This is a genomic window from Streptococcus sp. 3613 (genome assembly GCF_013277375.1).
Lineage (GTDB): Bacteria > Bacillota > Bacilli > Lactobacillales > Streptococcaceae > Streptococcus > Streptococcus pseudopneumoniae.
Map to the genome: position 1 here is coordinate 2,192 of NZ_VMMV01000076.1, position 1,179 is coordinate 3,370.

The 1,179-nt window shown below is 44.9% G+C and carries 1 pseudogene; it reads right to left on the reverse strand.

Going from position 1 to position 1,179, the window contains the following annotated elements:
* Positions 1–1,179, reverse strand: a pseudogene (locus HT708_RS11960) (hypothetical protein); the annotation flags it as partial.

Sequence of the window (1,179 nt, forward strand, 5' to 3'; positions counted from 1 at the left end):
AGTTCCTCCGTATCCTAAATCTGAATTGAATAGGATCATCTGTAGCTTGGATTCAGAGGGCGCATCCTCTTTAAAAAATACCGGACCTGTAAGCCTAAATCGCTGCCACTCCCTAGTCGCAGTGGACTTTGTTTGTCCCTCTATACCAAAGCCATTCCCACCATTATGCATCATGTGGAAAGGAAAAGAACCATCAACTTCATCGAGTTTATAATCAAACGAGAGAGTCCAAGTTGTCCCAATATCGGACTTTGAAAGATAGGGATCTAGATTATCAAACACAAAACCAAAACGAGACTGTTGAATTTTCTCGGAATCACGATAATAGTTCCGACCACCAACTTGCATATTTGAAAATTCTTCTCGCAATTTTCCAGCTTCAGCCACAACTAAGGTCTTATCTGCCTTGTCCTTGGTTGCGTTCAGGATTTCCTGGCGGATAGAGCCAGCTCGCACCTCAAATTCAGCCTGACTCAACTTCTGATTTAGTTTGTTCTGCGTGTCTGTCTCAAGACTCTTCACAGATTGCCGGATATTCTCAGCAGTCACGTTGAGGGAGCTGATATCCGCTTTGGTTCTGAGACCTTCAGTCAAACGCCTCACTCCAGCATCAAGCGCATCAGCGCGCTGATTAAAACGAGAGGTCATTGTTGAAATACGAGTAGAGCTCTCTTCTTGTATACGGTCTATCTGACTCGTCAGAGTCTCTGCTGTTTGCCTGACTTCTGATTTGTTAGCTTTCCCTTCCATTCTGTTCGTCAGTGCAGTTAGCCTGCCTTTAGTCGTCTCTTCATATCTTGCCTGAGAGCTTCTGACTCCAGCCAAGTCATTCTTTATCTGACCGAGAGCTTGAACTTGTTTGGAAATGTCAGTTTTAAGTTGCCTTTGCTTGGAGCTTATATCATTGGTAACTGTCTGCTTTAGAAGATTCAAATCACCCGACAAAGCCGTCTGAGCACTCCTAGTCTGCGACTTAAACGCTTCAAGTCTAGCAACAGAATCCAGCCCAATCTGCTTGGCTTCCTGAGCAAGAGAGCTACTTGCGCCAGCTTGTCTCAAAGCTTCCTCAGCCTTGCGCCTTGATTCTCGTAAAGGTTCATCATGAAAGCTATTGAAACGCTGATTGATAGTGTCAGACACTTCTTGCTTGACTTCTTCCGCCTTAGCCTTGGCAAGTTC